Source organism: Methanoregula sp. PtaB.Bin085 (genome assembly GCF_002067035.1).
Taxonomy (GTDB): Archaea; Halobacteriota; Methanomicrobia; order Methanomicrobiales; family Methanospirillaceae; genus Methanoregula.
Genome location: NZ_MVQB01000057.1, coordinates 40,259 through 63,126 on the forward strand (window position 1 = coordinate 40,259; position 22,868 = coordinate 63,126).

The 22,868-nt window shown below is 58.1% G+C and carries 24 protein-coding genes and 1 tRNA gene; 12 read left to right on the forward strand and 13 right to left on the reverse strand.

What is annotated here, in order from left to right:
• Positions 1 to 114 precede the first annotated feature (114 nt).
• Positions 115 to 188 (forward strand) — tRNA-Val (locus tag A4E33_RS11880).
• Between the two features lie 115 nt (positions 189 to 303).
• On the opposite strand, the gene A4E33_RS11885 is transcribed toward A4E33_RS11880, so the two are convergent.
• From A4E33_RS11885 to msrA, 3 genes are all read right to left on the reverse strand, one after another.
• On the reverse strand, positions 304 to 1,251 hold the full coding sequence (locus A4E33_RS11885; protein WP_292348407.1) for a magnesium transporter CorA family protein: 948 nt from the start codon (positions 1,249 to 1,251) through the stop codon (positions 304 to 306).
• A gap of 239 nt (positions 1,252 to 1,490) precedes the next feature.
• Positions 1,491 to 1,763: a hypothetical protein gene (locus A4E33_RS11890; RefSeq protein ID WP_292348408.1), complete on the reverse strand. Its 273-nt coding sequence runs from the start codon at positions 1,761 to 1,763 to the stop codon at positions 1,491 to 1,493.
• Positions 1,764 to 1,825: 62 nt separating this feature from the next.
• Entirely contained in the window at positions 1,826 to 2,323 is a 498-nt protein-coding gene (gene msrA, locus A4E33_RS11895) for a peptide-methionine (S)-S-oxide reductase MsrA (protein ID WP_292348410.1), read from the reverse strand.
• Positions 2,324 to 2,474: 151 nt separating this feature from the next.
• On the opposite strand from msrA, the gene A4E33_RS11900 reads away from it, so the two are divergent.
• From A4E33_RS11900 to A4E33_RS11920, 5 genes are read left to right on the forward strand one after another with little or no spacing between them, the layout of a single operon-like run.
• Entirely contained in the window at positions 2,475 to 2,696 is a 222-nt protein-coding gene (locus tag A4E33_RS11900; RefSeq protein ID WP_292348411.1) for a PspC domain-containing protein, read from the forward strand.
• Positions 2,697 to 2,744: 48 nt separating this feature from the next.
• The gene (locus A4E33_RS11905) at positions 2,745 to 3,848 is read left to right on the forward strand and encodes a glycosyltransferase family protein (RefSeq protein ID WP_292348413.1); all 1,104 of its coding nucleotides are present in this window, start codon (positions 2,745 to 2,747) and stop codon (positions 3,846 to 3,848) included.
• A 17-nt stretch (positions 3,849 to 3,865) separates the two neighbouring features.
• The gene (locus A4E33_RS11910) at positions 3,866 to 4,213 is read left to right on the forward strand and encodes a hypothetical protein (RefSeq protein ID WP_292348415.1); all 348 of its coding nucleotides are present in this window, start codon (positions 3,866 to 3,868) and stop codon (positions 4,211 to 4,213) included.
• Entirely contained in the window at positions 4,191 to 5,255 is a 1,065-nt protein-coding gene (locus A4E33_RS11915) for a DUF2117 domain-containing protein (protein WP_292348416.1), read from the forward strand. The genes A4E33_RS11910 and A4E33_RS11915 overlap by 23 nt, the downstream gene beginning before the upstream one ends.
• Positions 5,255 to 6,415 carry a hypothetical protein gene (locus A4E33_RS11920; RefSeq protein WP_292348461.1) on the forward strand — a complete coding sequence of 387 codons (1,161 nt, stop codon included), beginning with the start codon at positions 5,255 to 5,257 and terminating at the stop codon, positions 6,413 to 6,415. Before A4E33_RS11915 ends, A4E33_RS11920 begins: the two co-directional genes overlap by 1 nt.
• A gap of 312 nt (positions 6,416 to 6,727) precedes the next feature.
• Here A4E33_RS11920 and A4E33_RS11925 read toward each other — a convergent pair whose 3' ends face one another.
• The 4 genes from A4E33_RS11925 to A4E33_RS11940 all read right to left on the reverse strand — a co-directional run bounded on the left by A4E33_RS11925 (position 6,728) and on the right by A4E33_RS11940 (position 9,971).
• Complete coding sequence (locus A4E33_RS11925) at positions 6,728 to 8,383, reverse strand: ATP-dependent DNA ligase (protein ID WP_292348417.1); 1,656 nt, start codon at positions 8,381 to 8,383, stop codon at positions 6,728 to 6,730.
• A gap of 278 nt (positions 8,384 to 8,661) precedes the next feature.
• Positions 8,662 to 9,450 carry an MBL fold metallo-hydrolase gene (locus tag A4E33_RS11930; RefSeq protein WP_292348418.1) on the reverse strand — a complete coding sequence of 263 codons (789 nt, stop codon included), beginning with the start codon at positions 9,448 to 9,450 and terminating at the stop codon, positions 8,662 to 8,664.
• A 137-nt stretch (positions 9,451 to 9,587) separates the two neighbouring features.
• Entirely contained in the window at positions 9,588 to 9,773 is a 186-nt protein-coding gene (locus A4E33_RS11935) for a hypothetical protein (protein WP_292348420.1), read from the reverse strand.
• Positions 9,774 to 9,782: 9 nt separating this feature from the next.
• Positions 9,783 to 9,971, reverse strand: a complete 189-nt coding sequence (locus A4E33_RS11940) for a hypothetical protein (RefSeq protein ID WP_292348421.1) — start codon at positions 9,969 to 9,971, stop codon at positions 9,783 to 9,785.
• A 201-nt stretch (positions 9,972 to 10,172) separates the two neighbouring features.
• On the opposite strand from A4E33_RS11940, the gene A4E33_RS11945 reads away from it, so the two are divergent.
• Positions 10,173 to 11,081: a 4Fe-4S binding protein gene (locus A4E33_RS11945; RefSeq protein ID WP_292348422.1), complete on the forward strand. Its 909-nt coding sequence runs from the start codon at positions 10,173 to 10,175 to the stop codon at positions 11,079 to 11,081.
• 121 nt (positions 11,082 to 11,202) lie between these two features.
• Here the strand turns inward: A4E33_RS11945 and A4E33_RS11950 are convergent, their stop codons facing one another.
• The 6 genes from A4E33_RS11950 to A4E33_RS11975 all read right to left on the reverse strand — a co-directional run bounded on the left by A4E33_RS11950 (position 11,203) and on the right by A4E33_RS11975 (position 17,906).
• Positions 11,203 to 12,003, reverse strand: a complete 801-nt coding sequence (locus tag A4E33_RS11950) for a formylmethanofuran dehydrogenase subunit C (RefSeq protein ID WP_292348423.1) — start codon at positions 12,001 to 12,003, stop codon at positions 11,203 to 11,205.
• A gap of 10 nt (positions 12,004 to 12,013) precedes the next feature.
• Positions 12,014 to 13,723 carry a formylmethanofuran dehydrogenase subunit A gene (locus tag A4E33_RS11955; RefSeq protein WP_292348425.1) on the reverse strand — a complete coding sequence of 570 codons (1,710 nt, stop codon included), beginning with the start codon at positions 13,721 to 13,723 and terminating at the stop codon, positions 12,014 to 12,016.
• Between the two features lies 1 nt (position 13,724).
• Positions 13,725 to 15,041 carry a formylmethanofuran dehydrogenase subunit B gene (locus tag A4E33_RS11960; RefSeq protein ID WP_292348426.1) on the reverse strand — a complete coding sequence of 439 codons (1,317 nt, stop codon included), beginning with the start codon at positions 15,039 to 15,041 and terminating at the stop codon, positions 13,725 to 13,727.
• Positions 15,038 to 15,445: a molybdopterin dinucleotide binding domain-containing protein gene (locus A4E33_RS11965; RefSeq protein WP_292348427.1), complete on the reverse strand. Its 408-nt coding sequence runs from the start codon at positions 15,443 to 15,445 to the stop codon at positions 15,038 to 15,040. The genes A4E33_RS11960 and A4E33_RS11965 overlap by 4 nt, the downstream gene beginning before the upstream one ends.
• A gap of 13 nt (positions 15,446 to 15,458) precedes the next feature.
• Positions 15,459 to 15,719 (reverse strand): 4Fe-4S binding protein, encoded by a 261-nt coding sequence (locus A4E33_RS11970; protein ID WP_292348429.1) that lies wholly within the window; start codon positions 15,717 to 15,719, stop codon positions 15,459 to 15,461.
• Positions 15,720 to 16,046: 327 nt separating this feature from the next.
• On the reverse strand, positions 16,047 to 17,906 hold the full coding sequence (locus tag A4E33_RS11975) for a molybdopterin biosynthesis protein (protein WP_292348430.1): 1,860 nt from the start codon (positions 17,904 to 17,906) through the stop codon (positions 16,047 to 16,049).
• Between the two features lie 320 nt (positions 17,907 to 18,226).
• Between A4E33_RS11975 and A4E33_RS11980 the strand changes: the two genes are divergently transcribed.
• From A4E33_RS11980 to A4E33_RS12000, 5 genes are read left to right on the forward strand one after another with little or no spacing between them, the layout of a single operon-like run.
• Complete coding sequence (locus A4E33_RS11980) at positions 18,227 to 18,484, forward strand: 4Fe-4S binding protein (protein ID WP_292348431.1); 258 nt, start codon at positions 18,227 to 18,229, stop codon at positions 18,482 to 18,484.
• Positions 18,485 to 18,501: 17 nt separating this feature from the next.
• On the forward strand, positions 18,502 to 18,912 hold the full coding sequence (locus A4E33_RS11985; RefSeq protein ID WP_292348432.1) for a molybdopterin dinucleotide binding domain-containing protein: 411 nt from the start codon (positions 18,502 to 18,504) through the stop codon (positions 18,910 to 18,912).
• Position 18,913: 1 nt separating this feature from the next.
• Complete coding sequence (locus A4E33_RS11990) at positions 18,914 to 20,287, forward strand: formylmethanofuran dehydrogenase subunit B (protein WP_292348433.1); 1,374 nt, start codon at positions 18,914 to 18,916, stop codon at positions 20,285 to 20,287.
• A gap of 1 nt (position 20,288) precedes the next feature.
• Positions 20,289 to 21,995: a formylmethanofuran dehydrogenase subunit A gene (locus A4E33_RS11995; RefSeq protein WP_292348434.1), complete on the forward strand. Its 1,707-nt coding sequence runs from the start codon at positions 20,289 to 20,291 to the stop codon at positions 21,993 to 21,995.
• 9 nt (positions 21,996 to 22,004) lie between these two features.
• On the forward strand, positions 22,005 to 22,811 hold the full coding sequence (locus tag A4E33_RS12000) for a formylmethanofuran dehydrogenase subunit C (RefSeq protein ID WP_292348435.1): 807 nt from the start codon (positions 22,005 to 22,007) through the stop codon (positions 22,809 to 22,811).
• Positions 22,812 to 22,868 lie beyond the last annotated feature (57 nt).

Here is a 22,868-nt window from a genome sequence, read left to right on the forward strand (position 1 = left end):
AATCATTCTCAGGTTTTTCCCGGACCGTGCTATCCGTTCAGCAGGATGCCGGGCGCAGGAAACAAGTGCACTAATTTTTAATAATACCAGAACAGATGTTATAGAGCATCACGCGGGCTCGTGGTCTAGTTGGCTATGACGTCGCCTTGACATGGCGGAGGTCCTGAGTTCGAATCTCAGCGGGCCCATCATCTTTTCCGGCAGTTTCCCGTGAAACGCCTGCGTTCTCCGAAAACAGCCTCCCGTGCCGGAGACGATCCTCCGGTGTCCCCGGCAATCCCTGTTCTCCCTGATCTTCAGGATTCAGAACAGCTGCTTCCGCCACATGAACAGGCCGAGGATCACCGATACCATGACAGAAAAGAGGAAGATGGTCTCGAAAGCGAGCGGTGACTGCGAAATGGGAATATCCGCGACGTTCATCCCGTAGAAGCTCGCGATCATCGTCGGGATCGCGATGATGATCGTGATGGAGGCCAGAAACTTCATCACGACGTTTAAATTGTTGGAGACGATGGTGGCAAACGCCTGCGTCATGCCATTCAGGATATGCAGGTAGATCTGCGACATCTCCATGGCCTGCTTGTTCTCGATGATGACGTCTTCCAGAAACTCGGCATCATCGTCGTACATCTTCAGCGGCTTGGTGCGCAGGATCCGCTCCAGCACGCCCTCATTGGACTTGAGCGAGGTCGAGAAGTAGATCAGGCTCTTTTCCAGTTCCATCATCTGGAAGAGTTCCTCGTTCTTCATCGAGCGGTGCAGTTCAACCTCGATTCGGGAGATGGATTTCTCGATCTGGCGCAGGTGCTGGAGATAGGAAGATGCGTTACGGTAGAAGATCTGGAAGAGGAACCGGGTTTTCTTGGCGGTATGGAAATGCCTGACTTTCCCCGCGACAAAATCGTCAAGGATGGGCGTCTGCCGGTTGCACACCGTGACGATGAGGTTATCAGCGATGATGATCCCGAGCGGGAGGGTTGTCAGGGTCCGGATCCCCTCGAACTCGGTGACCATCGGGACATCGAGCACGACAAGGACCTTCCCGTCTTCGGCATCAATGCGCGGGCGTTCCTCCTCATCGAGAGCAGCTTTTAAAAATTCCAGCGGGAGGTTCTGCCTCTCTGCCACCGTTGTCAGTTCGGCATCGGACGGGTAGGAGAGCCTGATCCAGCAGCCGTCGCAGGGAGTCTCCACGCATTCGGTGACAGCCGGCTCGGTATCTTTTTTTGTCCGGTAGACCTGCATCATCCCTGATCCCCTCCCGAAGGCTCCCGCAACCTTCCTCCTTACCTAATGGTACAGGGATCTCCCTTATATCCTTCCCTCCATTCCGCTCCACGGCTGAACCGCACGGGCTTTTCTGATACCGGAGGGAGGAATCCTCCGGGCAGGATCGTCCCCTCATATCCGCCCGGGCCGGATTGCCTGTATGTTTTACGATACCCGATGATATGGCTCATCGGAATAGCGTGAAAAATAATGACCGGTTACCGGTACGAACGGACTGCCGGTTCCCGGTACATCAGCCACACGCCGAACAGCATGGACCCGCAGGCAACGAGGAAGATGAGGGAATGGGCAGCGTCAGAGATGGGCAGGGAGATGAGGCGGCCGATATCGAAGAGCACATAGAGACCGAACGTGATGGCGATACACCACCCATAAGGCTTCTGCTGCCGGGTTGCGAGGACAATACCAATGATGGTGACTGCTACTTCAAGAAGGACGGCAACGATCTGAAGGAAATACGGGAAATCCATTCTCTCCTTCTTTTGTTTGTAACGAAATAAAAAAAATTTTCCGGAATGCACCGCCCCTGCAATCAGATCCCGCAGGAAGCATGGCCGCCATGCTTCTCGAAATACCGCTGGTGGTATTCCTCGGCCCGCCAGAACTCCGTTGCCGGCTGGATCGCGGTCACGATCCTGCCAAACCCGAACCGGCCGGAGAGCTGAAGGTCTTCCTTTGACTTCCGCGCCAGCCGGCCCTGTTCCGGATCATGGTAAAAGATGACCGAACGGTAATTCGTTCCGATATCGGGCCCCTGCCGGTTGAGCTGGGTCGGATCGTGGACCGACCAGAAGACGGACAGGAGCTTGTCGTAGGTCACCTGCAACGGGTCATACGTTACCTGCACCACCTCTGCATGCCCGGTCGTGCCCGTGCAGACCTGTTCGTAGGCCGGGTTCCGTGTCGTTCCCCCCATGTATCCCACGGCGGTATCCCTCACGCCAGGTACCTTCCGGAACGCAGCCTCGACCCCCCAGAAACAGCCGGCGCCGAAGGTTGCCGTTTTCAGGTGCTCTCCATCTCCTCCCATGAAAGACTCCTTATGGTACTATGTATGTACCGGGCGATAAGCCTCCCGGAACAAGCAGCACAGGTCTCCGCCGCTGCCGGCATCCGGTTTTTCTGCCGCCCGCGTGGCTCCAGGGGCGGATTCATTAGTTCCGGGATACCATTTTCTGTACATGAAACGGTTGTTCCGCTCGAAAAACGAGAAGATGCTGGGTGGCATCTGCGGCGGCCTTGGCGAGTACCTCGATATCGATCCGACCCTCCTCCGGCTCCTGCTCGTGATCCTCGTTGTATTCTCCTGGGGGATGTTCCTCCTGATCTATATCGTGGCCTGGATCATCGTCCCGCCAGCTCCTGACGAATACACCGGCCGGTTACCCGGCGCGGAAGGGTAACGGGTTCCCGGGACGGGAGGGAGACAGGAGCATGCCGGCAGGACAGCCATGAAAATCCTTTTTGTTGTCTGCGGTGAAGGGCTCGGCCACGCCTCGCGATCCCTCCACCTCGGGCATTTCATGATGCAGCACGGCCATGAGGTCCATTTTGCCGGGTACGGCAAATCCTACGATTTCATGAACCAGCACGGGTGCTCGCACCTGTACTGTATCCCGCGCGAAGTCTGCCTCGAAGGGGAGGGCGGGTTCTTCAGTCTCAAAAAGACGCTCTGGCAGTCGAAATGGATCGCGCTTGACATGGTACGATCCGCGCTGAATGTCCGGCGCCTGATCAGGAAACACTCCTACGACTACATTGTGTGCGATACCATGTACGGCGGAGTGCTTGCCGGCCGCCTCAGCGGGGTGCCGGTGGTCTTCATCACCAACCAGAACCATTTCAACGGCGTGAACGGCACGTCCAATCCTGTCTGGCGTGCCCTCAATTTCCTCATCCGGCGGTACCTCCGGCTTGCGGACCTTATCCTTGTTCCCGACTACCCGCCACCAGACACGGTCAGCGGGTACAATATCGTTGTGCCGGAAGGGGATGAAAAGAGATATGTCTTCTGCGGCCCGTTCTATGTCTTCGATCCGTCGCGGTACGTGTACGAACAGAAGACCATCTTCACCAGTTTCGGGGGCGAGCCCTACAAGCTCCCGATGTACTTGTCGCTCCGGGCGATCGCTGACCGGCGCAGGGACCTGAAGTTCGAGGTCTTCTATACCGGTGCGGAACTGCCGCCCTCTACCGGCAACTTCGTCTCGCACGGGTATGTGCCCAATCTCTACGAGCATCTGGCAAAGGCACGGATCGCGATCGTCCACGGAGGGCTCACTACCCTGCACGAGGCGCTCCTCTTTGAGAAACCTGTCCTGATCATCATGGACCCGTGCCATCCCGAGCAGCAGAACAATGCAAGGAAGATCATGGACATGGGGGCCGGCATCGCGGTTGACGGTACAACGGCAACACCGGAACTCCTGGAAAAGAAGATTGATGAGACCATGGCACTCACTCCGAAACCGTTCCGCAGGTTCCACGAGACCGTCAACGGGCGGCAGAACGCCATGGAACTGATCACCGGGCTCGTGAACCACAGGAAACGCTGATATCCGTGCGACTTCCAATGCCTGATCAGGTGGAGAATGTGCCCGAACCAAAGGAAATCAGATCTCTGACCGTGGAACAGGAGCTCCACACATGCCCGGACTGCGGATATGATCTCGGATTCCACACATCGTTTGAACGGACCGGCACCGGGAAGATCAGCCCCGTCAGGTCAACGCGGGAGGTATACCGCGTCATCCTCATCTGCCCCGAGTGCGGCGCACGGTTCGACATCGGATGGCGGGTTCCGCTGGCAGAGTCTGAAAGCCGGATCGTGAAGGCACCGGCCGGCACGTGTGTTCCGCATGGAAATCCCGCTGACTGCCTGCCCCCCCGTACGCACCATGACCATTACCCGCCGGAATAATCCCTCCCGCAGCCCCGCTGTCATGGTGGCTCACGGTCCTGCGCTGTTTGACAGCGGGGATGCAGCACGGCTGATGGGGCTTTTTGCACCCTCCCGTGTCATTGTTGCCGGTGTCATGGCACGGACAGCAGCGGAGGAGTCCGGCCTGCCGGTGGAATTCGACGGCCGCCCGCCGAGCCGCGTCATTATGGACACGGAAGGGCCGGTCTTTCTTGCAAACCGCGGCAAAACCCCGCACTCCGGCCGGGTTTTTGGCGAGATCGTGGCATCGCGGCTGGGGAGCGGCGGGCTGGTGCATATCGAATGTTCTGACGGGCGGGTATACTGCTGGAACGGTGGCGACCGTCTGCTTGCTGCGGATTGTGCCGCACGGGCCGGGTATACCGTCACGGAAGCATGGACCACGGATTTCCCTCCGGGTCGTACCCGGAAGATCCGCGGCTGCATCCCGGGCGAGCCGGTCTATGTCAATGGTATCGTCATCGGTCACGCGACCGCGGAAACGGTTGAGCTCCAAAGCGATGACGGGGTCATCGGACTGGTCAGCGGCCTTGTGCCCAAACCCCATGGCCTGGAGAAACTCGGGCGGGCCGGCACGATCGAAATTGGTACCGCGTGGTGCAAGAGCGGGCAGATCCGGTCGGCTGCAGCCCGGGCCGGCAGGCGGGCAGCCCGGCACGGCCGTATCGTTGTCATCGACCACTGCGGCCACAGTCTCTACCCGAGGCTCTCCGGGGACTGCTGCGGTGTCGTTGCCGTCGGCGATGATACGACCGCGGTCTGCGGTCATATCTGCCTGCACCGCGGCATCCCGGTCCTTGGCATCACCGACAATGATGCTGACACCATCCTCCCGTCTGCGTTTGCGCCGGGATCCGTGATCCTTGATACGCGGCCGGAACGTGACGATGATATTGGTGCTGAAATCGCAGCGTCGGTTCCGCATACCGCGGTTTTCTGGGACAACTTCATCCGGGAGGTCATCAGCCGGTTATCCGGGAGGGCTGCGGTTGTCCTTGACCTGCGGGAGGCGTTGCCATGATGCGGTGCGCCGAATGCAAGGGAAAGGGCCTGTGCGGGCTTCCCCGCTGCCCCATCATGAGCCGGTTCCATGCGCAGGCTGCCATGAAACCCGCGACAAGCTACCAGGGCACCTCACCCTCGGTCTTCATCGGAAGTTACGGGTATCCTGATGTCCGGGGCGGACCGCTCCTCATCAACGATACGGACAACCCCCCCGACTGGATCCGCAATAACCTCGGCATGGACGATATCGTGAGTATCCGCGCCCGGACGATCCGGGGGAGCGCCGGGCTGCATACGGTTGCCGGCAGCCTGCAGGAGATTGCCCTCTCGGCACGGCCTCTCGACGTGGACGTCTCCTTCGAGCGGCCGGTCGCCTTCGCGCTGGATTTCGACGGCACCGTTGCTCCGATCGGGTTCACCGGCACCGTGAAGAGGATGGACCTCATCGGGAGCGCGAGCGTAGGCAGGGCCGTGGACCGGATCACGTCCGATACGGATATCGGTGCAACCGATGCCGCGATCGCGCTCAGCCATGACGGGATCGACGTGTACCAGATCACGAAGCTGATGACGGCGGGGCTGCTCGGGAAGCGGCAGGCGTTCGTCCCTACCCGATGGGCAATCACGGCCATTGATGACACCCTCTCGACCGGGCTGAAGAAAGAGATCGCCCGGTACCCCCCGGTCGAGGAGATTCTCGTCTTCTCGGGCGAGATCTACGGCAACCGGATCGCGGTTATCCTCCTGCCGGGAGACTGGAAGTACGAGATGATCGAGATCTGGGGGAAACGCACGCTCTGGGCGGGCGACGAGGAGATGATCGTGCAGGACCGGGAAGGGATGAACAAGAGCGGGTACTCCCCGATCACCGGTGCCTATTACTCCGCCCGTCTCGCGGTCTGCGAGTACCTCAAATCCATCCGGCACTGTGCACGGGTGCTGGTCGTCCGCAGCGTTTCGTCGGACTACTGGGCGCCGCTCGGCGTGTGGGTGGTCCGGGAGGCTGCCCGGAAGGCAATGGCAAACCCGCCGGTCCTGGTTCCGTCACTGGATACTGCGGTTGCCCGCGCCGTGGCTGTTATCGGATCAGACCGCTGGGTCCCCCACAGCACACTTATTCCTGAGCTCCGGACCCAGAGGACGCTGTTCTCATTCACCAATGTTGAATCCCATTGAGGCAGGAAATTACCATATTTCTCTGTGTATGTGGATTTGACGGCGCAGTTATGCCCGAAGTGTCAGGAGATTGACCCTGTGCCCCCGCTCCGCCCGCGAGTCGGGACCCGCGCCACGGGCAGGGGTCCCTTTGTCGCGGGGGACGACCGGAGATGAGGATATGAAATATCGCTGACAGTTCGGGTTTTCTCATCACCCGTGTTGTTCCCGAAAGGGATAATTAACGTTCAGTTTCCGGTCTCCCCTCTCTTTCGGGAGACCTTTGTGCACCTGCGGTTCTCATCACAATTTTCACGCGAAGGCCCGGACACGTCAACCCCGGTACGCCTGTGCGGACGTGGCCTGCCGCTTGTAGCGCTCCCGGAGGCTGTCGAGGGTTTCGATGTCGGGAATATCCTTGTCGTCCCGGATGCGGATGAACCGCGGGAAGCGGAGCGCGAACCCGGCCTCGTAGTTCTGGCTTGCCTGCAGTTCCGCATACCCGACCTCGAAGACGAGCGACGGCTCGAAGGTCACTTCCTTGCCGGCCTGCTTCACCACGCTGTCTTTGAGCAGCTCGTACACCTCGGCAAGCTGCTCGTCAGAGAACCCGGTCGCCACGCGGCTCAGCGGCACGAGCTTTCCTCCGGCATCCTGGCAGGCGACAAGGAACGAGCCGAAGAGATGTGCCCGCTTCCCCTCGCCCCACTCGGCGCCGATCACCGCAAGGTCGAGCGTGTCCACCTCCGGCTTGATCTTGATCCAGTTCTTTCCGCGCTGGCCGGGAGTGTAGGGCGAGGACCGGACCTTGATCATGATCCCCTCGTGGCCGGCAGCAAGGGCATCGTCGTAGGTCTTCGTGATGACCGCGGGATCGGCACTGACCGTCTGCGGGGCGAGGTACTGCTTCACGACAGATTCGAGCCTCCTGCGCCGCTCGGAGAACGGAAGGTCGATGAGGGTCTCCCCGTCAAGGTACAGGATATCGAAGACATTGGGCACCATCTCGATTGCCTCCTGCGCGCCGGCAATGTCGTGCCGGCGCCGGAACCGGCGGAGCACGGACTGGAAGGGCATTGGTTTCCCGTCCTTTACCGCGATCACCTCGCCGTCGATGATAACATCGTGATCGGTCGCAGACATCAGCTGCTGGATCACGTCCGGCAGGGCTCCTGTCACGTCCTCGAGCCGGCGGGAGTACATCCGGGCCCAGTTCCCTTTCTTGTGGAACTGGAACCGGGATCCGTCGTACTTGAACTCGGCAGCGATCTCCCCGTGTTCTTTGATCATGTCCGCTATGGTACCCTGCTGGGCGAGCATCATCCGCACCGGGTGGAAGAGGGTGATACGGACATTCCGGAGGTGTTCCGGCCCGGCCTTTGCGAGCCGTGCAACCTCCCCCATGTCATTGAGGGCCTGCATCGCATGCTCCACGAGCGCCGGATCCACGGAAAACGCCTTCGCAACCGCCTCGCGGACGCTCCCCTCCCCCACCCCGATCCGGAGTTCCTCCAGCATGATCCGGGCAAGGTAGCGGCCCTCCAGCGGGTGGGCGTTCCCGAGCAGCCGCCGGACGGCGAGCAGCTTCTCCCGCTGGGATTTCTTCCCCTCCATCTCGGCGATAGCGATCAGGGAGTTGTACACGTGGACGAGGTCGAGTTCCTCGTGGAAGAACGTGGTCTGGGACTTGACGGACAGGAGATCCTCAACTGCCTGTCCGACATCGCCGGTCCTGTTGATCGTATCGATGACCTTGTCCCGGGAGATGCCGGCAACCGCGGCGGTGGCCTCGTACAGCAGATTCGGCCCGATCCCGAGTTTCCGGGAGCTCCAGTCGGCAAAGATCCGCCCCATGATGAAGCGGACGAAGACCGGCAGTTCATCGTCGGTCAGGCCCGGGAGCTCTTTGCTGATGATGTCGATCATGTCGAGCCGGCCCGGCGTAGCCTCGAGCTTCTCGCAGCACCGGGAAAAGTCCATGAAGAGCATGGTTCTCTTGAGATGTTACGTGAGAATGAGGATTAAGATTTGTGTATTTTGCATCTTTTCGATCATATGTCTCCCCATGAAGCACAACAGGAAAAGAATAACGAAAGGGCTGAAACCCCCACAGGCCTGATAAAATTCTGTTCCGCCGGCTCGAAGAACCTGATGGTTCTTCTCATCCTGCCGGTTCTGGTGAACCACCCGATCCCTGGAGCGGCCCTGAGATGAGGGGAGCCCTCGAAATTCATGAATTTCGTACACAATGTTCCAAAGCCGGTTGTTCAGAGTTCCATCCTCTGCGGCCGGCCGCTGCTGCCCCCGTCCTGCGTTGCCACGATGACCCGCTGCATCTCATAGAAGAGCCCGAGCCCGTCGCGGGCGCTTCCCATCGCCTTATCAGGCGTGTTGTTGACCTCGGAGAGATGAGCGAGGATCACCTGCGGCACGTCCTTCCCGAAGTCGCGGAGGCATGCTGCTGCCGCGGGGTTCGAGAGGTGCCCGTGTTTCGAGCGGATCCTGCGCTTGAGCGACTCGGGGTACGGGCCGTTTGCCAGCATGTCGGGGCAGTGGTTGCTCTCAAGGATGATCCCGTCGCAATGCCGGAGCAGCCCGTGGATACCTGGCGTCACGATACCCGTATCGGTGCAGTATCCTGCGCGGATGTCCCCTTCGGTGATGATGAATCCGCAGGGCTCCGTTGCATCATGGGAGGTGCCGAACGGTTCGATGGAAAAGTCGCCGATGGCAAACGTTTCGTGGTAGCGGCAGGTATGGTGGACGAGGGGCTTTGCCGAGATCCTGCGATGGTGCAGGAAATCCGCAAGGGTCCCTTCGGTAGCATATACGGGGAGATCCAGTTTCCGGGCAAGGACGTCAACGCCCCGGATGTGGTCGGTATGCTCGTGGGTGACGAGCAGGGCTTCGATGTTTCCGGCATCGATGCCGGCCCGTTCCATCCGGAGGAGGCACTCCTTTGCGCTCAGGCCGGCATCGATGAGGATGGAGCCGGCCCGGCCCTCGATCACCACGCAGTTGCCCTTGCTTCCGCTGGCAAGCATCGTACAGCGCATTGTCCTATTATTCGTCATCAACGTATTAGAGGGTCTGCCTCATGACGGCGGTATCGATACCCGTCCGCAGGAACGATGCACGGGCATGGAGCTGCCGGAATTTCCGGAATCCGGAAAAAATCGTATTGGAAAAGAGGTTATTTCTTTGGTTTAATCGCTTCGTACTCCGCGAGGATCGGAGCGATGGTTTTTGTGGATATTGATCGCCGCACGAGCGTGGTGAGCTTCCTGCAGTAGTGGATATGGGCAATCTGGAAACTGACGATAAGTCCGAAGCAGAGGCAGGTGATGGCAATCAGGGTGTAACTGACAACGTCAACCATGGCTGTCCCTCACGTCTCCCTCGCGAGTTCGTCGACAATCGGTATCGCGGAGTCGGAATCGGAGCACTCCTTTGCGATCACCATGAACCGTTTCGTATAGTACATGATGAGGAGCTGGTAGCCGGCGATCATCCCGATGGTGAACATGATGATCCCGATACCAATGTAGATCAGAAGATCAGTGAGCAGATCCGCCATAGCACATCTCATTGACTGTTCCGTGGCCGTGCTGATAAATTTATTGAATGATCCTTCCCATCATCCTGTCCGCCGCTGATGGTCATCCCGGTCCACGCCGCCTCCAAATCCCCATGTGCCCGGCCGGGGCCCCGTGTTTTTCCTGCAACCGGATAGGCAGAATCCCAGCATTGATTACTCCCCGGACCCCACTCCTGATCAATGCAGCGCGATATCGGGATTCACATGAAAGGCGGCGTCATCACCGAGCGGGATACCGACTTCTGCACGGTCCGGCTCCGGGCGCCTGCCGGCATCTTCACGGTCGACCAGATCCGGGGGATTGCAACACTGGCAAAGCGGTACGGGTGCGGGGAAGTTCACGGGACCACCCGCCAGACGCTCGAGGTCCCGCATGTCCGAACCGGGGATCTGAAGAAACTGGCAAAACAGCTGGAAAAGAACGGGACGCCGATCGGTTCCGAGAAGGATGAGATCGTCAATATTATCGCGTGCCCGGGCATGAACCGGTGCAAGTACGCCAATATCGATACGATCAGCCTTGCCAGGAAGGCCGATTCAAAGCTCTTCGGGAAAGAGATGCCGGTCAAGATCCGGATCGCCATCGCAGGATGCCCGAACTCCTGCACGAGCCCCATGCTGAACGAGATCGGGATCATCGGAAGGGTAAAGCCGGTCCGCACGAAGGAGCGCATGTGCACCGGTTGCGGGAACTGCGTCTATTACTGCAAGGAGAACGCGATAAAGATCCGGAACGGCATTTCGGTACTTGATGAGGGGAAATGTGTCCAGTGCGGTACCTGTGTCCAGTCGTGCCACTATGACCTCATCAAACCCGAACACCGCCATTTCCTCATCACGGTCGGCGGCCGGCGCGGGAGGCATCCGAAGATCGGGCGGAACCTTCTGACGGTCGAAACAGAAGACCAGGCGCTGTATGTTATCGAAAAGATCGTTGAATGGGTATACCGCCGGGCGTGGAGCGGCAGGCTCCTTTCCGAGCAGCTGGACGATATCCACTTCGACAAATTCAGGGAAGAGATTATCAGGAAGGTGCCGGAAGCACGACCGGTTGTGGACGAAGGGGGAAAGCCCGGACCTGACGTGTAATGTCTTTTTTGTCCCCAGGTCCATCCCGTTTCCCGCAACGGGCAAAACCAGAATCATTCCATAAATGAGGAAATGACATGTACGGATGAGGAATTCCGGAGAAACGAAAAAAAGATAAAATTCAGATCTTCTTGTACAGGTTGCCGTATACGACGACACCCTTCTTCTTCTTGTGGCGCTCGCCCGTGTCTCCGATAAAGTGGGCGAACTTTGCCTTGGTGCCGTCAACGGTGAGTTCGACCTCGTCAACGGGCTTGAAGCCGGGCATCATGACATCGATGCTGCCGAAGACATAGATATCGCCCTCGACCATCTGGCCCCCGAGCTTGCTTGCAGCATTGCCCCTGATGATAACCCTGCCGCCCTCGGCATGGGTCATGACATGGACATCGCAGTTGCCGTTGATGACGATCTCGCCGCCAAGCATGTACATACCGACATCCGAGCCGGCATTGCCCTTGACCAGGATCTTCCCGCCGGACATGCCCCTCCAGTCACCGCGGTATGCGGCGCCGAGGTAGTTCCCGGCGTTGCCCTCGATGACCATCTCGCCGCCCTTCATGGCGGTTGCAGCGAATGCATCGACGTTGCCCCTGACGGTGATTTTGCCGCCCTTCATCCAGCCGCCCACATACTGGTCAGCGGATCCTTCGATGACGATCTCACCGGCAGTCATCCTGAAACCGATATACTTGACGCGCTTCACATCGCCTTTGACAACGATCCGGGTGTCGGCTGCGGTTGCACCTGCATTGCCGGTTACTTCAAAGTACTTGCCAAGGGTCGAGGGGTTGTTGCCCTCGAAAACGGGGAGTTCTGCGATCTGCGCAGCACTCTTGCCGGCGAATGCATCGGGTGAGATGGTGTCTGCCTCAAGGTACAGTGCAGGCGCGTTCTTCATGGTAATGGTAACGGTATCCATTTTTTCCACCTCAGTTGGTTGCATCAACCTCGATTGCATACGGGTTCGGCACGAAGTGGTGCCCGAGCGCTTCGTAGTTGGCCTGCGTCATGCTGTAGTACTTGACGAACTTCTCGTTGATGTCACGCATGACCTGCGGGTTCTCCTTTGCCTTGACATTGACCCAGAGGGTGCGCTTGTTGCCGTTGTTCACGATCTCTCCGTTGGAAACGACCTGCACACCGCTCTTGAAGAACGCTGCACAGCGGCTGAACGCCTTCTCGATGTCGTCGGGGTTGGCGATCGGCTTGTCGGGGTTGATGTTGTAGATTGCAACATCGGCGTCCATGCCGGGCTTCAGGCCACCGCACATGGCAGCAAGGCCGAGAGACTTGGCCGGGCCGGCGCGGGTCATCTGGGCAAGCTCGTAGAGCGAGATCTCGCGGTCGAGAGTGCCGATGGCCGTCTGGGAGAGAACCTTGTCCTTGTGCTTGAAGGCCTCAATCTGCGCTTTGCGTGCCTTCTCGGACATCAGCCACTTGTACACGCGGGGGTACCGGGTGAACGGGCCGGCATTCGGGTGGTCGGTGGTGACATAGCAGCGCATCGGGTCCTTCATCATGAGCGCGATCTCGAGGCCGATTGCCCACTGGATGGCGCAGACCGAGATCGACGGGCTGTAGATGTACGGCACGACACCGGCTGCGGTCTCGAGTTCGACATCGCAGTTGGCCCACTTGAGGTGGTTGAGGCCGGTGAGGTGGTGCTCGAACGGGCCGTCAGCCGTCATCGTGGTGGTCTCGTCAAGGGTGACGTTACCGGTATCGATGGTGATATTCTTGTTCTTGTTGACGAAGTCCGTGACTTCCTTCGCCTTTGACTCGAAGTCGCCCCAGTTGGTACCGCCGTACGAGTGGAACTGGGTATGGGTGAGGTGCATGACCTGCTCGCGGCCGAACTTGTTCTTCGGCTTGATGCCCGCGGCAATCTTGAGGGTGTCAAGGGTTGTCTCGTAGCACCCGGGGTTCCCGAGGTTGTTCGGGTGGATGTGCATCGAGTGCGGGAGGCCGAGATACTCGTTTGCTTCGATGAGGCCCTTGATGATCTCTGCCGGGGTGATGTCGAAGTACGGGACGGGGTCGTTGACGGTGAGGCAGTTCAGTCCCCAGCCCCAGGCTTCTGTGCCGCCGGGATTGACGACCTTGATCGCGTAGCCTTTGGTGACCTTGAGGAGCCAGGCGCAGTAGGCCGCAGTGTTCTCGATCTCCTGGTTCTTGAGATACTCGAGCACGAACCAGTTGTTGCCGAAGACCGGGAATGCCCCCTCGTCGATGATCGGGGTGTCGCGGATCTCCTCGTGGACGTGGCGGGAGAAGAGCGGGGGCATGGCTGCCTCCATCGCAACAGCAAATCCCATCTTGGCATATTCGTAGCCGGTCTTGAACGTGGTCGGGATCGAGGCACCCCCTCCCATACGTTCGATGCCCTTCGTAGGCGTGCAGCTGAAGAGCTTGTCCTCGGGCCGGTAGATGCGGCCGAGGTTGACCTTGGGGCCGGCAACATGGGCGTGGATCTCCACCGCACCTGCCATGACCGTTTTGTCCTTGGCATCGATCACTTTTGCGGATCCACTGACCTTGTCGACGATCTTCCCGTCCTTGATGCAGATATCCTTCTTGTCGCCCTTGATACCCTGGACCGGGTCAAAGACGTGCCCGTTCTTAATGATAAATTCTGCCATGTTATGCTGCCCCCTTGAGTTTCTTCAGCCTGGTACAGACCATGGTCAGGAAGTCCAGGTCCGTCATCATTCCCTCGGGCGGTTCGACAACCTTCCGGCAGTCAATCGGGACATTGTCCATGCGGTAGCAGTTGCCGCCGCATTCGACGCCGTTGAAGGCAACCGGGACATGGAGTTTGGATACGCCGGAGGTCGGGGTTATATGCGGGTCGATACAGACCGAGTCGACCTTCGCGATGGCCCTGACGGCACTGATCGGGAAGTGTGCGCCGGGATCGCTGCCGATGGTGAACATCATGTCCACCTCGCCCCGCTTGAGGAGGTCGATCGAGCTCGAATCACCGGGATTGTAGCGGGCAAAGCCGCGGGTAAGGTCAACGGAGTACGGGAACCCGAACTGCCAGGCAAAGACTTCGCCGGAGCCGGTGACGTTGTAGTGGCCCCGCATCGGCATGATCGAGAATTTCGTGTACTCGTTGAGGTCTTTGGTAACGGCGATTGCTATGTCAATGTTGTGGTTCTTGGAGAGGGACTGGGTTACACCCATTCCGAAAAAGATGATCCCGAAACGGCCGCTTTTCATCAGGTCCGCTGCCTCGCGAATCTTCTCTGCCGGGATGCCGGCGACAACATCCGGAAGCCATTCTCCCTTGAACGCAACCCGAAGCGCGTTCAGGAGCTCGTAGTCCCTGCCCTGCTCGACCTGCAGGTGGACGTCGGCCATCCTGGCGGTGTCTGTGCAACGGGGGTCGACAACGATCATCTTGCGGCTCATCTGTCCCTTGCCGGTGAAGAACCCGCGGGGGAAGATCGAGTACCGTGACATGTGCCGGGGGTGGGCGTGGGCCGGGTTGCAGCCCCAGAAGATGATCCGGTCGGCACGGTTCTTGATCTCACCAAGAGTACAGGTCGGGAGACCGATATCCTGCACGGCAATAAGGGTCGTGCCGTGGCAGACCGCAGCGGTATTGTCGCAGCAGGCCTTCGCGATCTCGGCGATCTCGTTTCCAACGCTCTGGGCCTCGCAGTTGGTGGAGGACCATCCGTACATCAGGGGCTTCTTTGCCTTGGCGAGGGCTTTGGCAGTGTAGTCCGCTGCTTCCTCGTAACTGATGGTCTTCCAGCTGCCGTCTTCCTGGCGGATCCGGGGTTTCGTGACCCGGTCGGTTGACTGGGAGTGGAGGAACTTCTCGGTCCCGATCACACAGGCATTCGCGACCTCGAGGAGTTTTTTTCCGTCGTCAGAGACGGTAACTTCAATATCATCGCAGAGGGTCCCGCAGAACGGGCATATTACGTCGGTAATGGTCTTGGTCATCCTACTTTCACCCCGCACTGTCTCTGGACCAGTTCCACCCCAAGGAGGACCGGTTCGTTGATAGCGATCTCAATCTTCACGGGCGTGCCCTTGAAGGTCGGCATGCCGGTAGAGTAGGTGTTGTCACTGACAACGGAGTTCGCCCACGGGCCCATCGGGATGAAAGCAACCCCCGGGTGGGGTCCCTGCGTTGCTTCGACAGCTTTGACGACGACGCTGCCGTAGTCGCTGGTGACCTTCACATTGGTGTTCTTCCAGGCGCCGAGTCTCTTTAAGTCGGACGGGTCCATCTCGATAATGCCGCAAGCGGTACGGTACGACGGCTTTTCCTTACCGCTCTCGATTGCAACACCCTGCTGGATGGTCCTGCCTGAGATAAGGTTAACAGTAATTGGTTGTGCCATAGTCGCCCTCACTTCAGGCCTCGGTCATGACTTCGGCCCCTTTGCCGGAAAGCCGGATCACATCGTACGGGCAGGCCTTGACGCAGACACCGCAGCCGGCGCAGAGTTCGGCTTTGACATCAAGGTGAACGGATTTCCCGTTCTTTACCGCGTAGATCTTTTCCTTGGTCACAGGATCCACGGTGAAGAGCTCAAGAGCATCCACCGGGCATGCGATGACGCAGTTGCCACAACCGGTACATCGCTCAATGTTTACATGTACAGAAAACGCCATGCGTATCACACACTTGTCGTCGTAATTGCTATGGTTTCACTGCATGAAAGTTAAATGTTTCTAAATCAGCATATAGACATTTTCATTAAATCAGGTTAACAGAAAAAAAAATTTTCAAAATGGTATTAACATAAGTCGGAAAACATCCATTTTTTTATACTGATTTCCAAAAGAAACTGTGGATTTGCCAGTTTACGGATGCATATGAGTAATGAAAATGTTAACCACTTTTAAAATTCAGGAAAAAATACCGGGATGCGCCGGCCATCTGAATACACGATGGTGAGCATTTTTGTCCGCGGCTGCTGCACGATCCGATCCCGGAAATCAGATACCACCCGGGCGGATAATCCCCGTCTCTCTGGTATCGTATCCTCCTAGCCCGGTCAGGATCTTTTTAAATTCCGGTGAACGGACAGTATCGATCAAAGCGACCAGCCGCGGATCCTGTTCATGTTCTGTCCGGAGCGCGAGCTCGTACCGTTCCTCCGCTACCGGAACGAATGGGAGGCCGAGAGCTTTCGCAGCGCTGTACACACACAGGCCGGCATCTGCTTCCCCGCTTTTCACTGCAAGCGCCACTGCAATATGGGTGGTCACCTCCCGGTCATAGCCGATGAGTGACGAAGGCGCGATCCCGGCTTTCTTCAGCTCGAAATCCAGGAGCATGCGGGTACCGGATCCTTTCTGGCGGTTGATGAATGACCGGCCCGGAATACCGGAGAGACCGATACCGTCCCTCGATACCACCCCCTGCTGCCTCCCGGCAATGCAAAGGAGAGACACCGGCCGGTCCGGCAGGAATTTCCGCAGGTATGACGTATTATACGTCCCGTCATCGGCAAGGAGGTGCATGGGGGCAGCGTGGCACTCGTCTTTTTTCAGAGCGATGATGCCTCCCATGCTCCCCACGTGGGTGGAGATGAGGGTACCTCCGGAGGGCCTCATCAGATCGGCAAGATGATCAAGAGCCGGGTCATGGCTGCCGGTCACAATCAGGGCATTCTTTGCCTCTTCTTCCGGCACCATAAGCCGGGCATCGACGGTATCCCCGGCATTGAATCCCTCCGATGCAAGGGGAACCCGCAGGAAAGCGTTCGCCCGAACGGCACTCATCTGGACACCGGCACCACGGGACTGGGGGGAGACGATCCAGCGATCCCCCACCCTTCCGAGCGTACAAAGGACGAACTCGTCCGATCCGATCTCCTTGGGATACGCTGACGTAATACAGGCCCGTACGACCTGCGGTTCCGGCACGGGAAGACCGTACCTTCGAAGGAACGGGAGGATGATCTCGCGAAGGACGGTGAGGGCAGAGAGGGGATAGCCCGGGAGGCCGAAGACCGGCCTTCCTTCGATTCGTCCGATAATTACGGGTTTGCCGGGTTTGATGGCGATCCCGTGGACAAGGACCTCGCCAAGTTCTGCAATGACCTCCGCGGTATAATCCCTGGTTCCCGCGGACGAGCCGGCAGAGATGATGACAATGTCGTTCTCCTTCACGGCCCGGGCAACGGCACCGCGGATCGTATCAGGGTTGTCCTCGACAAACGGGTAGCGGGTACATGCTGCACCGACTTCTTCGAGCATCGCCTCTGCCATGATCGTGTTGCTCTCAACGACCTGTCCTGGCTTCGGGCGGGTTCCGGCAGGAACGAGCTCGCTTCCCGTGGGGACGAGTCCTGCGCGGACCGTGATGACCTCCGGGTTTGTAATACCATAGGTGGCAAGTGCCCCGATTTCGTGGGGTCGTATCCGGTAAAGGGATGGCATGATCATCTCCGACTCGGCAAGATCTTCCCCGGCCGGGCGGACATGCTGCCACGGTGCGGCTGCCTTGCGTATCGTGTAGCTCCCGCCATCCTCCCAGACATCCTCGATCATGATGACTGCATCATATTCCGGAGGGACGATGTTACCGGTATTCAGCCTCGCAGCCCTCGACAGGGTGACCGGGTGCTGTTCGGAAGCACCCCGCGTTTCGGCGCTGGCGACTGCGATCCCGTCCATGGCCGAAAGGTGGATCTCCGGCACCGAATACCGTGCGAAGATCGGCGCCGCGGTGACCCGCCCGGCAGCCTCCTCAAGCGGCACCTGTACTGTCGTGGGTCTGCAGGAGAATTCCCGGGCAAGAATCGCGAGCGCCTCTTCGAGCGATATCACGTTCAGGTATCGTTTCACCATACTCTCACTGCAAATCCGCGTTTCCGGCAATACTCGCGGTCAAACCGATTTTTCCGGGTGCATTCCTTATCATAAATCCTGTTTTGTATTTTTTCTTATCATGTATACCATTATTGATCAGTTGATGGAAGAGGAACAAGTGTTAATTTTCTTCTCTCACAATCCTTTTCCATCGGCAGTCACTCACATAACCCTTGTTGAATTTTCTTATTAATTAAAAAACATTTACCAATATGATAATTAAGAAGGTTTAATTAAATTGCTAATCAAAAGATCAAAGTAATCAAAAATTTATTACAAAAATCTACTGTGTGATGTACATGGCGTTCTCAGTACATGTCAACATAAACCGATGCACCGGCTGCGGCAACTGTGTGGTTGCCTGTCCGGTGAACGCGCTTGAGCTCTATACGCTCGACCCGGTAACGAAGGAGAAGATCTATCATGTCGTGGATGGGAAGTCCATCAGTATGGACGTGAAGATGGAACTCTGTGCCGGCTGCGGTGTCTGTATCGGAGCCTGCCCCTACAAGGTGATCACCCTCTCCGGCAGGGGAGAAGCCGGGGTCTTTGTCTGAACTGAGGTGGAAAAACAATGCCGAAGATCCACCTGAACATGATAACCCAGCGCTCCGTTGAGGAAGGCGCAGCCATGGAGAAGGGCAAGATCAATCCCGACTATTTTGTTGCCTGCTCCATCTGCGAAATGCACCCGGATGATATGAAGAAGGCCGGCATCTTGAAGAACACCAATGTCCGTGTCACCAGCGAATGCGGCAGCGTGATCGTGAAAGCGATTGAGCCAACGCAGTTCTGTCCCCCCGGCCTCGCCCATATCCGGCAGGGCGTCTGGGCCAACCAGGTTGTCCCGCCGCGAACCCAGTCAACCGGAACCCCGCAGTACAGCGGTTTCCCGGTCACCATCGAACCGGCACCGGATGAACGGATTAAGACCGCGCTGGAACTTGTCCAAGGTGCGGTCGGATTATGGAAGGGAGGAAACTGATATGCCCAAGCTGATAACCCAGGTCGGATGCCCGTACTGCGGGTCGTCCTGCGATGATATTGAAGTGCTCGTCTCGGATGACGGCCGGAAGGTCCTGGAAGTCCATAATGCCTGCATCATCGGGAACAACCTGTTCCATCATGCAAACGATTCCACGCGACCGATGCTGCCCCGTCGGCGCCAGCCGGACGGCACGATGAAGGAGATCTCGTTTGAAGAAGCCGTCGACTATACCGCAAAAACCCTGCTTGCGGCAAAGAAGCCTCTCATCTATGGATTCGGTTCCACTAACTGTGAGGGCATGAGCGCGGTCGGACGTGTTGCCGAGAAATCCGGGGCAATACTTGACAACTGCGCATCGATCTGCCACGGCCCGTCGTTCCTTGCCATCTTCGACAACGGGTACCCCAGCTGCACGCTCGGCGAAGTGAAGAACCGTGCCGACTGCGTCGTGTTCTGGGGCTGCAATCCTATGCATGCCCACCCGCGACACACCTCCCGTTATTCGATCTTCCCCCGCGGGTTCTTCACCGGCAAAGGCCAGATGGCGCGGACGATCATTTCGATCGACCCGCGTGAGACCGATACCGCGAAGCTCGCGGACATCCATTACATGCTCGACCAAGGCCATGACTATGAACTCTTCGACGCCTTCCGTACGGTACTTCGGGGCCACGATATCCCGGACATGGTAGCCGGGTGCAAAAAAGAGGATATCCTCAAAGGCGCAGAGGCGATGAAGAAGGCCCGGTTCGTCATGATCTTCTTCGGAATGGGCTGCACCCATACCGACGGCCGCAACCATAATATCGACATCGCCATCAGCCTGACCCGCGACCTCAATACTCACACCAAGGCTTCGATCATGGCGATGCGGGGGCATTATAACATCGCCGGTCCCGGTCAGGTCTGGTCCTGGCAGTTCGGATTCCCGTACTGCATCGATCTCTCCAAAGGCACCCACGCCCACATGAATCCGGGCGAGACCAGTTCCATCGACCTTGCCATGCGGGACGAGATCGACTGCTTCGTGAATGTCGGTACGGATGCGGGAGCGCACTGGCCCATCGATGCCGTCAGGCACGTCAAGAAGCACCCGTTCATCACCATCGATCCTAACTTCTGCATGGCAAGCGAGATTGCGGACCTCCATATCCCGGTCCGGATCGCCGGCGTGGACGAAGGGGGCGTTGTCTACCGGATGGACAACGTGCCGATCCAGTTCAAGGCGGTTCTCAAAGGCCTTTCCGGGGTTCCCAGTGATGAGGAGCTCTTCGATATGATCTACGAGCGGATGTGCGTGCTGACCCAGACCGAGCCTGTATGGCTCACGGCAAAGGATGACCGGAAATACCCCTCTCCGGCGGTGATCTGAGATGACCGAGATCATCGTCAGGGGTGGTTTCGTCATCGATCCAACGCAAAAGATCGACGGCGATGTGGTCGATGTCGCTATCAGGGACGGGAAGATCGTTGACAAGGTCGGTTCCGGTGCAAAGATCATTGACGCAAAGGGAAAGGTCGTGATGGCAGGGGGCGTGGATGTCCACGCCCATGTTGCCGGGCCCAAGGTCAATGTCGGCCGGCTCTTCCGTCCCGAGGATAAGCTCTTCAAGAGCCCGATGGCGCAGGAGAAGTTCCGGGTCGAGAGCGGTTTCTCCATCCCAAGCACATTCAAGACCGGGTACGATTACGCCCGGATGGGATACGCGTTCGTGATGGAAGCCGCGATGCCCCCCCTCCACTCCCCTCATGTGCACGAAGAGATCCACGACACCCCGATCATTGACGAAGCCGCACTCCCGGTCTTCGGGAACAACTGGTTTGTCATGGATTATCTCAAGAAGGGAGAGGTCGAGAATACCGCTGCCTACATCGCGTGGCTGATCCGGGCAACGAAAGGATTCGGCGTGAAACTCGTGAACCCGGGCGGTACGGCAGCCTGGGGCTGGGGGCTGAACTGCCTAAGCCTCGATGATCCCGTCCCGTATTTTGATATCACTCCCGCCGAGATCATTACGGGATGCCTCAAAGCCAACGAGTATCTCGGCCTCCCCCACTCTGTCCATATCCACCAGAATGACCTCGGGAACCCCGGCAATTACCGGATCACCATCGATTCACTGAAGCTTGCAGAGGGAGTAAAACCGAAGAACAGATTCGGCCGCGAGCAGGTCATGCACTCCACCCATATCCAGTTCCACTCCTATAAGGGCACGAACTGGGGCGACTTCGAGTCGGGAGCAAAAGAGGTCATGGACTATGTCAACCGGTCCAAGGGGCTGACCATCGATCTCGGCTGCGTAACGCTCGACGAAACAACGACCATGACCGCGGACGGTCCCTTCGAGCACCACCTCAACAGCCTCAACCACCTCAAGTGGGCGAACGTCGATGTCGAGCTCGAAACCGCTGCCGGCGTGGTCCCGTATGTCTACGACCCGAATATCAAGGTCTGCGGAATCCAGTGGGCGATCGGTCTTGAGCTCGGTCTCTTTGCAAAGGACATGAGCAAGACATTCATCACCACAGATCACCCGAATGCCGGGCCGTTTACCCGGTATCCCCGGGTCATCAAATGGCTGATGTCGAAGAAGGCCCGCGAGGCAACGCTGGACAGCTTCAAGCACAAGGACAAGGTCATCGGTGCCACCCACATCCACAGTATCGATCGCGAGCTCACGCTCTATGAGATTGCCCAGATGACTCGGTCCGGCCCTGCAAAATGCTTGGGCATGGGGGGTATCTACGGTGGCCTGGCTCCCGGCATGAATGCGGATGTCGCGGTCTTCGATCTCAACTACAAGGACATGCCATCCGATCCCGAGAAGATTGAAAAGGCGTTCCAGCGTGCTGCGTACTTCATCAAGTCCGGCGAGGTCGTTCTGAAAGACGGCGAAGTCCAGAGCCATGGGCACAAGAGGACGGTCTGGGTCAATGTAAAGATGCCCGAGAACCCGCAGGTCACACGGGATATCAGCCAGAGTTTCACCAGGGATTACACGGTCGGTATCCAGAACTACCCGGTCAGGGACTACCTGGTCCCCCACCCGTTCGTGATCGATGTCAACCTGGAGGCCTGAGGTGCGATCATGGCAACCATCATCTTAACACCGAAAAAGACGCCTGAGCTCATGCTCGAAGGATACAATATCACTCCGGACTCCTTTGCAGGAAAGACACCGGCCCAGATTGCCGGTCTGGAAGGACGGGAGGGCAAGATCAAAGTAACGCTCGGGGACTTTTTTACGGTCTCCGGAAATTCGGGTGCAACCGCTGCTGAAACCGATATTGTCATTGCCGGTGACTGTTCGCGGGTCAAGTATATCGGGAACAAGATGACCGCCGGATCCATCACCGTCAATGGCAATGCCGACATGTATGTCGGCGGCTGGATGAAAGGCGGAACGATCCACGTAACCGGTAACGTCCATTCGTTCTGCGGCATCGCGATGGAAGGCGGGGAGATTCTCGTAGACGGCAACGCTGAGAACTATGTCGGATGTGCCTACCGCGGCGACTGGCGGGGCATGCGGGGCGGCACGATCCGGATCCGGGGAAATGCCGGCAATGACATCGGCACCTTCATGCTCGGCGGCACGATCATTGTCGAGAAGAACGCGTTCATCCATGTTTCAACCCATGCCGAGGGCGGAACGGTCATCATCAGGGGGGATGTCGAGGGCCGTGTCGGAGGCCAGATGGTGAAGGGGGACATATTCGTGCTTGGGAAGATCAAGTATATGCTCCCCGGTTTCCGGAAGGTTGGGACAGAAGAGAAACAGGTTGATGGTACCAAAGCAAGATTCAACCATTACATCGGGGATCTCGGGGAACGCCACCCGAAGAGCAAGGGACAGGAGATCTACGCCAACCTGTATGTCAGGGCAGCGGCATGACTTTCCCCTTTTTGGTTATTCGGAACAACGACACTCATTCCGGTAAAAAAAGTCTGT